This is a genomic window from Meiothermus hypogaeus (assembly GCF_003574035.1).
GTDB lineage: Bacteria > Deinococcota > Deinococci > Deinococcales > Thermaceae > Meiothermus > Meiothermus hypogaeus.
Genome location: NZ_QWKY01000105.1, coordinates 1 through 8,794, shown reverse-complemented (window position 1 = coordinate 8,794; position 8,794 = coordinate 1). Strand labels below are relative to the sequence as shown.

General features: G+C 59.3%; 7 protein-coding genes. 1 reads left to right on the top strand and 6 read right to left on the bottom strand.

Translation table 11 applies throughout. The annotated features are described in order from the left end of the window. Positions 1–444: 444 nt before the first annotated feature. The 5 genes from Mhypo_RS16200 to Mhypo_RS16180 all read right to left on the bottom strand — a co-directional run bounded on the left by Mhypo_RS16200 (position 445) and on the right by Mhypo_RS16180 (position 3,587). On the bottom strand, positions 445–924 hold the full coding sequence (locus tag Mhypo_RS16200; RefSeq protein ID WP_170148336.1) for a DUF4188 domain-containing protein: 480 nt from the start codon (positions 922–924) through the stop codon (positions 445–447). Positions 925–926: 2 nt separating this feature from the next. Further along, a complete protein-coding gene (locus Mhypo_RS16195) occupies positions 927–1,277 on the bottom strand; it encodes a 2TM domain-containing protein (RefSeq protein ID WP_119342292.1) in 351 nt (116 codons plus the stop codon). Next, on the bottom strand, positions 1,274–1,903 hold the full coding sequence (locus tag Mhypo_RS16190; protein ID WP_119342291.1) for an NAD(P)H-dependent oxidoreductase: 630 nt from the start codon (positions 1,901–1,903) through the stop codon (positions 1,274–1,276). The genes Mhypo_RS16195 and Mhypo_RS16190 overlap by 4 nt, the downstream gene beginning before the upstream one ends. Before the next feature lie 12 nt (positions 1,904–1,915). Then, positions 1,916–2,863, bottom strand: a complete 948-nt coding sequence (locus tag Mhypo_RS16185) for an NAD-dependent epimerase/dehydratase family protein (RefSeq protein ID WP_170148335.1) — start codon at positions 2,861–2,863, stop codon at positions 1,916–1,918. 64 nt (positions 2,864–2,927) lie between these two features. Continuing rightward, positions 2,928–3,587: a TetR/AcrR family transcriptional regulator gene (locus Mhypo_RS16180; RefSeq protein WP_119342289.1), complete on the bottom strand. Its 660-nt coding sequence runs from the start codon at positions 3,585–3,587 to the stop codon at positions 2,928–2,930. 276 nt (positions 3,588–3,863) lie between these two features. On the opposite strand from Mhypo_RS16180, the gene Mhypo_RS16175 reads away from it, so the two are divergent. Further along, the gene (locus Mhypo_RS16175) at positions 3,864–7,661 is read left to right on the top strand and encodes an NPCBM/NEW2 domain-containing protein (protein WP_170148334.1); all 3,798 of its coding nucleotides are present in this window, start codon (positions 3,864–3,866) and stop codon (positions 7,659–7,661) included. A gap of 7 nt (positions 7,662–7,668) precedes the next feature. Here Mhypo_RS16175 and Mhypo_RS16170 read toward each other — a convergent pair whose 3' ends face one another. Further along, positions 7,669–8,616, bottom strand: a complete 948-nt coding sequence (locus Mhypo_RS16170) for an acetyl-CoA carboxylase carboxyltransferase subunit alpha (protein WP_119342287.1) — start codon at positions 8,614–8,616, stop codon at positions 7,669–7,671. Positions 8,617–8,794: the final 178 nt, after the last annotated feature.

The following is an 8,794-nucleotide window of genomic DNA, read 5'->3' as shown; positions in this document are numbered from 1 at the left end:
AAAAGCTCAAAGCCTTCCTCCTGCCCCGCCGTCATTACGCTTGCCTCTCGCAACTCAAGCAAGCCCTTTTGCATGCCTTAGGTCTACTGGGGGCTGTAGAGGTAAAAATCTGATGTGGAGATACTTAGGATTCAAATAGACAACCTAAGGGGTTTTTTGTTTTTGTAAACTGTCTTTTTGAATCCGGTATCGTATATCGCGCCCTTCACAGACGTTGCCGCCCACGAAAACGAGAATGCGTCTGAGCCCAGACGCATGTTATGCACCCAAGCGTGGGCCGGGCCCGGCCCACGGGTGCTTGGGTTTCGAGTTTCCGGACGGCAACGGTTCTGTCTCGGATAGAGGATTCTTGATTTTCGGGAGGCTCATTCTGTGTGAAGAGCGCTCTAAGATTGGCGCTGATGATGCCCAGGTCGAGCTGGTAAAGGCTCTGGGCGATCTGTCTCACACCGATTCCTTTTGCAGCCGCTCGCGCATGGTTTCCAGCTTGCCACGAATAGGCACGGCCTTGCTTACCTTGGCCAGGCCCATCAGCGGCATGTTGCCATATACCGCCTCCTGCCGCTCGACCACATAGGTCTCGTGCCAGATGCCCACCGCCCCACCCTTATAGGACTGCCGGAAGAAGTTACGCCAGGCTTCGGGGTGCAACTCTGGGTCGGTGCGGGCAAAGCGCTCCAAGTCGTTGCTGCTGCGCCAGTACTGCACCATCAGGAGGCCACGAAAATCCATGCTGAGCCACTGGCCCCCCAGGCCCAGAAAGCCGCTTTCGGGGTGGTGGTAAAGGTACTGGATCATGGGCCTCATGGCCTGTACCACCGGAAGCCATTCTCTAAAGCGCCACCAGTTGTTGATGCGCACTCCGATCAAAAACACCACCAACGGCCCCTCGTGCTGGGCTGTAAATCGTCCGATCTGGATCATAGTTATCTCCTGGTTGCCCGAACCTGGCACTGGGTTTCCTGAGGCTTTTCCGTCACTCGTACCGATGATCTAATCGGGGTTTCGATGATCTGGGGGCTTTGCAGATGCTCGAGCTCTTCACAAATCAGGCATTTCCTAAGGTCGGAAGTTTTGAACCAGACCACCAGCCCGTGGATGGCTACCCCCAGCCCCCAGCCCGTGATGGAGAAGACCGACCACAACACCCAGGGGGTGGTGAAGAGGTTGATGCCAAACTGCATGGCGCTTACCAGGACAAAGCTGCTGGCATGAATGTAGAAACCCAGCCTGGCCCTGGCACGTTTCTCTGCGATTCTCCTGAGATCCCCGGTCATACAGCCCTCCCGATGGATGGGCTTGTGGCGATGCCTTGCCTCGCTTCTCGCTGGCCCAACGTGCGGGTAGCCCTGAGCCACCTTTGCCGTTGGATGGGCGTAGATTTCCGCACCACACAGAACTCACTGATGCGTACCGGCTTCACCCCGCAGAAGTGCAGCGTAGGGTGCAGCATGGCGTTGTGAACCGCATTGCGATAGACCCAGCGGTTCCACCAACTGGGTGCGTCCATGGTGACCAAAAGCCGTGCGGTTTTGCCCTTCAAAAGTTGGTCTTGTAAGGCCGAGCCCTTGCGGTACTTGAAGGCAAACCCCGGCAAAAAGACCCGCTCGATAAAGCCCTTGAGCAAGGCGGGCACCCCGCCCCACCACTGCGGGTAAGCGAACACCAGGTGGTCGGCCCACTGGATGTCGGCCTGGGCTTTTTGCAGGTCGGGCTCGAGTACCCCCTCTACCTTGTTGTCGTAGGCGGTGCGGGTAGGGTAACTGAGGGCAAACTCGAGCCGATTCACCTCCAGGATGCGCACCTCCGCATGCTGGCGGGCGCCTTCGGCGTAGGCTTGGCCCAGCGCGTGGCTGAGGCTATCCGAGCGGGGGTGTCCGAGAATTACGAGTACTTTTTTCATGGCTTCCTCCTTTTATGCGGTTTGCTTGAGCGGTACAGTTTGGCGGTAGTGCTCTAAGGTCAGCCGGATGGCCTCGTCCATGGGGGTAGCCTTGACCCCAAAGGTACGCTCGAACCTGGAAGCGTCCACCACATAGGGTTTCTCGAACTCGTACAGCATCTCCACCGTCTCGCGGATGGTAGGTATAAACAGCCCTGCCAGTTGGGTCATGAAGCGGCTCAAGGCCTGGACTTTGGGTTTGCCGGTTTGCCCAGCGCTTTGCCAGATTTTTTGTGCGAATTCCAATTGAGTCAGGGTGGGCTGTACGGGCGGAATCCAGACCTGGCCCCATCCCTGCTCACTGGTTCCCAAAACTGCCATGGCCCGGCCCGCATCGGGTACATAGCTAAAGCTGTGGGGCTGGTCAAGGCGACCCAAAAACTGCATGGCCTGGCCGCTGAGCGCTTTTTTGAAAACCATGTTGCCCGTAACTTTGTAGCCAGGGCCGAAGTAGTGTGAAGGTCTCGAGAGCGCGACTTGTAACCTGCCCGCCTGGTGGGTGGCTAAGGCCGCATCCGCCATTGCCTTACGAACCTTGCCTTTTTTGCTGGTGGGGTTTTGCGGTGACTCCTCGTTGATTGGCTGCCCGTTGGGGTCGCCATACATGTAGAGGTTGTCGGCGATGACCAGCCTGGCTTTATTGGCGGCAGCACCTTCCAGAATGCTGGCTTGCAAAGCAGGAAACTCTTCGGCCCAGCGGTGGTAGGCGGGCTGGGCACACTGGTAGACCACCGCAGCGCCATCGGTTATGCGGCGGGTAAACTCGAGCGAAAGGGCATCGCCCGCCACGGTTTCTACGCCAGGTACCCCGGCCTGGCCCGAGCGGCTGATCATCCGCACGGCTTTGTTGCGCTTTATTAGTTCCTCAGCTACCGAGCATCCCAGGGGGCCCGTGCCGAAGATCACGTGTAGTTCCTTCATACGCATCTCCTTTGCTTATTTCATTCATGTAGATTAACACTGTAAAGTTACTTGCAAAAAAGAGTTAGGGCTGTAAGCCTCGAGTCAGCATTTGGAAATAATCTTCGACCAACCGTCGCACCTCGCTTTCTTCCCACTTGGGGACTATACCTTTCATGCTAAGCGCCAGAGAGACGATACCGTGGATACCAGACCAGATAAGGTTGGTCGTTTCGATGGGGTCACCCATGCGGATGACCCCGGCCTTCATGGCCTCGATCACCGCGTTCATCTGGATGATGTAGGCGTTGGCACCTTCGGTATCGCCCTTGGTGTTGGTGGCTTTGGTGACCCATTCGGCCCTTTGCATGAACATCATCTGGTAGTGCAGGGGATGCGAGAGGCCAAACTCGAGATAGGCCCAGCCCAAGGCCTTTAGCCGTTCTAAAGGATTGGAATGAGCCGCATAGGCGGCTTGCAAGGCCTGGTTAAATTCGGTAAACCCCTGGGAGCAGACTGCAAATAAGAGGTCGTCTTTGTCCTTGAAGTAGAGGTAGATGGTCGTGGGGGTATAGCCAATGTTCTCGGCGACCTGACGCAAACTAAAACCCTCGTAGCCCTCGCGCTCAAACATCCGAATGGCAGCTTCCAGAATGGCCTGGCGGGTCTTTTGGCGAGACCGTTCGCGGCGCTCGGCACTGCGCTGCTTGATGCGTTCTTGTCGGGTTAGGGTTGCACTGCTCACAACGTCAATATACTTTACAGTGTTATTTGGTGTCAAGCCTCGAGTTCAAGGCACCAGTTCGCAGCACAGAGCGAATGCGTTTCTTACTTATCGGTCGGGAATAACGAAGGGGGTAACGGGGCAAATGTCCCGAATCCAGCTACAATAGATTAGACATCCATTACATCAAGCTAAATCTTTGATAAATACATGGCGGCCTCAGATTAATGACATAGCCGGGAAGCGGCCGGAGGTTTGGATATGATGCCGTATTGGAATAACAAACTTTGGCTTTTGATGTTGGGGGTGGTTCTGGCGGCATGCTCGAGCCCGGGTTCCAGCATCCCTCAGCCCTACCAGTTAGGGCCCAAGCTCTGGAGTGAGCGCAACCTGAGCATCATGGCTGCCCCTACGGGCAATGTATTCCTGAGCGACTTGAACTGGGTAACCGCCACCAACGGCTGGGGGCCGGTGGAGCGTGACCAGAGCAATGGCGAGTCGGCGGCAGGTGATGGTCGTACCCTCACCCTCAACGGCGTGACCTATGCCAAAGGATTGGGTGCACACGCCAATTCGGAGATTGTATACAGCCTGGAGGCCAACTGTAGCCGGTTTCAAGCCGTGGTGGGCCTGGATGATGAGATAGATACCCAGACCCAGTGGGGCTCGGTGGTGTTTCAGGTATTCGCCGATGGTGTGAGCCTGTTCAACTCTGGGGTAATTCGGGGTAATAGCCCAAGCCAAGCAATCGATGTGGACGTGACCGGGCGGCAGCAACTGCGCCTGGTTATCAGCGATGGGGGAGACAACGTCTACTACGATCACGCCAACTGGGCCAATGCCCGGCTGGTGTGCGCGGGAAGTACCAGCCTCCTCAACCCGACCGGTTTTACCGCTTCGGCTACCTCGCCTACCAGCATTGCGCTAAGCTGGAACCCCGCCAGTGGAGCTACCGGCTATATCCTCGAGCGCCGCACCACCAGCACCAGCTTCATCCAGATTGCCACCCCCACCGCCACCACCTTTACCGATACCGGCCTGACGGCCAGCACCACCTACACCTACCGGGTAAAAGCGACCAATGGAACGGACATTACCACCGGGGTCGAGACCAGTACCACCACCCCTGCCGTCAACCCCCAGCAAACCCCCTATGGCCGCAGCACCCCCTGGCCGATTCCCGGTTTGATTCAGTTTGAAGACTTTGATGAAGGGGGCCAAGGCATCTCCTTCTCCGATAGCGACACCCTCAATCGGGGAGGGAGTTACCGCGATACCCCGGTAGACGTGTTGGCCGGTACGGGATGGGGCCTGGTGGGCTGGACTGCGGCGGGCGAGTGGCTCGAGTACACCGTGGTCGTGGCCCAGACCGGCAACTACGACCTGCGGGTGCGGGTCAATAACCGGATGGCCGGAGCCCGGTTCCGAGTGCTGGTAGACGATCAGGATGTGACCGGCTTGTTGGATGTGCCGGCGGCCGGCAACTGGGATACCTACAACATTGTCACCCGCGCCGCCATTCCCCTGACTGCCGGTACCCGGGTGGTGCGATTTTCCTTTGAGGCGGTTTCAACCACCGACTTTGCCGCTGGAAACTACGACTGGTTTGAGTGGGTTGCTGGCTCGAGCCAGCCCCAACCCCCGGCCAATCCCTCCACCTTTACGGCCAACGCTACCTCGGCCTCGAGCGTGGTGCTGAACTGGAGTGCGGTGACGGGGGCGACTAGCTATGCCCTGGACCGCCGGGTGGGAACGGGCAGCTACAGCGTACTGGCCAGCAACCTTACGGCCCTTACCTATACCGACAACACCGTCACGGCCAACACCACCTATACCTACCGGGTGCGGGCCGTCAATGCCGCTGGTAGCAGCGGGGGTGTGGAGCAACAGGTGACCACTCCAGCAGCCGCCACAGGCGGGAATGGCCTTTCGGGGCGTTACTACGACAACATAGACTTTACCGGCACCAGCTTCACCCGCACCGATGCCACCATCAACTTCAACTGGGGCACTGGCTCGCCTGACCCCCGGATCGGCCCGGATACCTTCAGCGTGCGCTGGACAGGTCAGCTCGAGGCCCGCTTCAGTGAAACCTATACTTTCATCACCCGCACCGACGATGGGGTGCGTTTGTGGGTCAACAACCAACTTATCGTTGACCGATGGCGTAACCAGTCTGCTGCCGACCGTAGTGGTACCATCACCCTGGTTGCGGGGCAACGCTACAGCATCCGAATGGAGTATTTTGAAAACACCGGTGGTGCATCGGCCCAACTCTTCTGGAGCAGTCCCAGCCAGCCCAGAGAAATCATTCCCCAGCGCTACTTGTACTCTGATAGCAACCAGCCCGACCCCATTGCAGCCCCAACCGACCTGATTGCCGTAGGGCTTTCGGCAGGTAGTGTCTATCTGGACTGGTCGGCTGTGAGCGGGGCGAGCAGCTACATTGTGGAGCGGCGCACCGGTAACTCGGGTTCTTTTGTACAGGTGGGGTCGCCGACGGCCTCGAGCTTTGTGGACAACGGCCTCTCGGCCAGCACAACCTATAGCTATCAGGTCGCTGCGGTGGTGAACGGGGCTCGGGGTTCAGCCGCTGGTGCCAGCGTGACCACACCGCCCATCGAAACCCCGATCAACGGAGGCAGCACTGCCAGCACCCGGGGGGTTTTTGGCCCGGTGCGCGACTTCCCGTTGGTGGCGACCCATGCTGCACTCTTGCCCGATGGCAAGGTGATTGCCTGGTATAGCTACGACCGTATTGGGGTCTACCGCGATATGCAGGATGCCAATGCGGCCTTCCACCAGAGCTCCATCGTGACCCTGTGGGATCCGGTTACAAACACCTTCGAGGAGGTTAACAACAACACCACTGACCTCTTCTGCGCGGGCTGGGCCGTTATGCAGGATGGGCGCTTGCTGGTAGCCGGGGGCAACCTGGGCACGCCCAACGGCAGCCTGCACACCAACATCTTCGACCCGGTCTCCAAAACCTGGACTCGAGGCCCCAACATGCGGGCCGGACGCTGGTATCCGAGTGTCACGCCGTTGCCCAACGGCGAACTGCTCATTACCGGTGGCCAGACCGAGACCGGGGCCAACAACACCCTGCACGAAGTCTGGCAGACCAACGGCACCTTGCGCCAGCTTACTGGGGCCACCACCAGCGGGCGCGATTTCGAGCACTACTTTCCCTGGATGCATGTTGCACCCAACGGCCTGGTCTTCCACGCAGGTTGGAACAATACCATGTCTTACCTCAATACAGTCGGATCCGGCTCGTGGAGTAGCCAGACCTGGGTTCGTCAGGGCCCAGGCCGCTATTACGGCTCGTCGGTGATGTATACACCCGGTCGCATCATAACCATCGGCGGGGGCCAAACGGCCACCGCAACCACCACCCTGATCGAGCTTAGCGGAACCAATGTAACCTCGGTGGCAGGCCCCTCGATGGCCTTTGCCCGCACCCACCTTAGCGCAACCTTGCTGGCGAATGGTCGTGTTTTCGTCAATGGTGGCAACAGAGGCCCTCTCTTCGACGACTCGAGCTCAGTTTACGACAGCGAGATCTGGAATCCCGCCAGCAACACCTGGACGACAACAGCCCGGTCCCAGCGCCCGCGCAACTACCATGCGGTAGCCTTGCTGTTGCCCGATGCCACCGTATGGACAGCAGGGAGCGGTGGTTGTGGGGCCGATTGCCAGCCGGGTAGCGGGAGCGCCAGGGCCGGGGTGAATCAACTCAACTACGAGATTTACTACCCGCCGTATCTTTTCGACAGCAGCGGTTCACTGGCAGCGCGCCCCACCATCAGCAGTGTGCCGAGCAGTATTCGCTATGGCCAGAGCTTTTCCATCGTGACCCCCGATGCGGCCAATATTCAATCGGTCACGTTGTTGGGCCTGGGTGCTTCTACCCACGCCTTCAACTACACCCAGCGGTTCTTGGCCCTCCCGATTCAGTCCAGGGACGCATCCAGCCTAACGGTAGCTGCACCTGCCAGCGCCAACCTGGCCCCTCCTACTTACTACATGGTGTTCATCATCAATCAAAGTGGCGTGCCTTCGGTGGCGCGAATAGTGCGGGTCGAACCATAAGCAGGGCTCAGGTCTGGTAGCGCCCCAGGCCCCTGAAACGCCGGTAACGGTCTTCGAAAAGTTCTTCGGGGCCCAGCCTCGAGAGTTCTTCCAGGGTGGCCACCAGGGCTTGCTGGATACTCGCCAGGGTGGCGGCAGGGTTGCGGTGGGCGCCTCCGCCTGGTTCGGGGATGATTCGGTCTACGATACCCAGGCTCAGGAGGTCGGGAGCTGTGAGCTTGAGGGCTTCGGCAGCTTTGGCGGCTTCCTTGGCGTCGCGCCAAAGGATGGCCGCGCAGGATTCAGGCGAGATTACGGAGTACCAGGCATTTTCCAGGATGAGCACCCGGTTGCCCACCCCAATGGCCAGTGCCCCACCCGAGCCGCCCTCGCCAAGAATGACGGCAATGGCCGGTACCCGCAGCCGAGCCATGCGCTGGATGCTCTGGGCAATTACCCAGGCCTGGCCGCGTTCTTCAGCAGAAATGCCCGGATAGGCACCGGGGGTATCAATAAAGGCGATGAAGGGACGGCCAAAGCGGTCGGCCAGATCCATCAGGCGCATGGCCTTGCGGTAGCCCTCTGGATGGGGCATGGCAAAGTTGCGCTTGATGTTTTCCTTGGTGTCGCGGCCCTTTTGGTGGCCCACCACCACCACCGAGGTGCCCTCGAGCCGGGCCAGCCCCCCCACCACCGCGGCGTCCTCGCCAAAGGTGCGGTCGCCATAAAGCTCCACAAACTCGGTCATGGTGCCCTCGATGACATCGAGGGTGGTGGGGCGGCCCGGGGCGCGGGCCAGTTGCACCCGCTCCCAGCGCGACAGGTTATCGAAGGTATCCGATTTGAGCTGGGCCAGGCGCTCCCGCAGAACCTGCAACTCGCCCGAGAGGTCTACCCCGCTGCTGGCAGCGAAGCCCTCGAGCTCGGCGATTTTGGCCTCGAGCTCTTCAATGGGCTTCTCAAACTCAAGCGGCATGGACGCCTCCTTTTGCAATGCTTGATGCAGGCCAGTGGGGCTCGAGCGCAAAAGCCCAACCGCGATCCAGCCTACCGGGCCCGTTTTGCCCAGCCGGAAGAGGCCATCGTAATGCACGTTTCGAACTTCCGCGCGGTCAAGCGCCCGCTGGATGCTTTGCGGGTATTTGCCGGCATTG

Excerpts from the sequence above, each read along its gene's own strand:
- Mhypo_RS16190 (WP_119342291.1), bottom strand. The coding sequence starts at position 1,903 with ATGAAAAAAGTACTCGTAATTCTCGGACACCCCCGCTCGGATAGCCTC.
- Mhypo_RS16195 (WP_119342292.1), bottom strand. The coding sequence starts at position 1,277 with ATGACCGGGGATCTCAGGAGAATCGCAGAGAAACGTGCCAGGGCCAGG.
- Mhypo_RS16185 (WP_170148335.1), bottom strand. The coding sequence starts at position 2,863 with ATGAAGGAACTACACGTGATCTTCGGCACGGGCCCCCTGGGATGCTCG.
- Mhypo_RS16200 (WP_170148336.1), bottom strand. The coding sequence starts at position 924 with ATGATCCAGATCGGACGATTTACAGCCCAGCACGAGGGGCCGTTGGTG.
- Mhypo_RS16170 (WP_119342287.1), bottom strand. The coding sequence starts at position 8,616 with ATGCCGCTTGAGTTTGAGAAGCCCATTGAAGAGCTCGAGGCCAAAATC.
- Mhypo_RS16175 (WP_170148334.1), top strand. The coding sequence starts at position 3,864 with ATGTTGGGGGTGGTTCTGGCGGCATGCTCGAGCCCGGGTTCCAGCATC.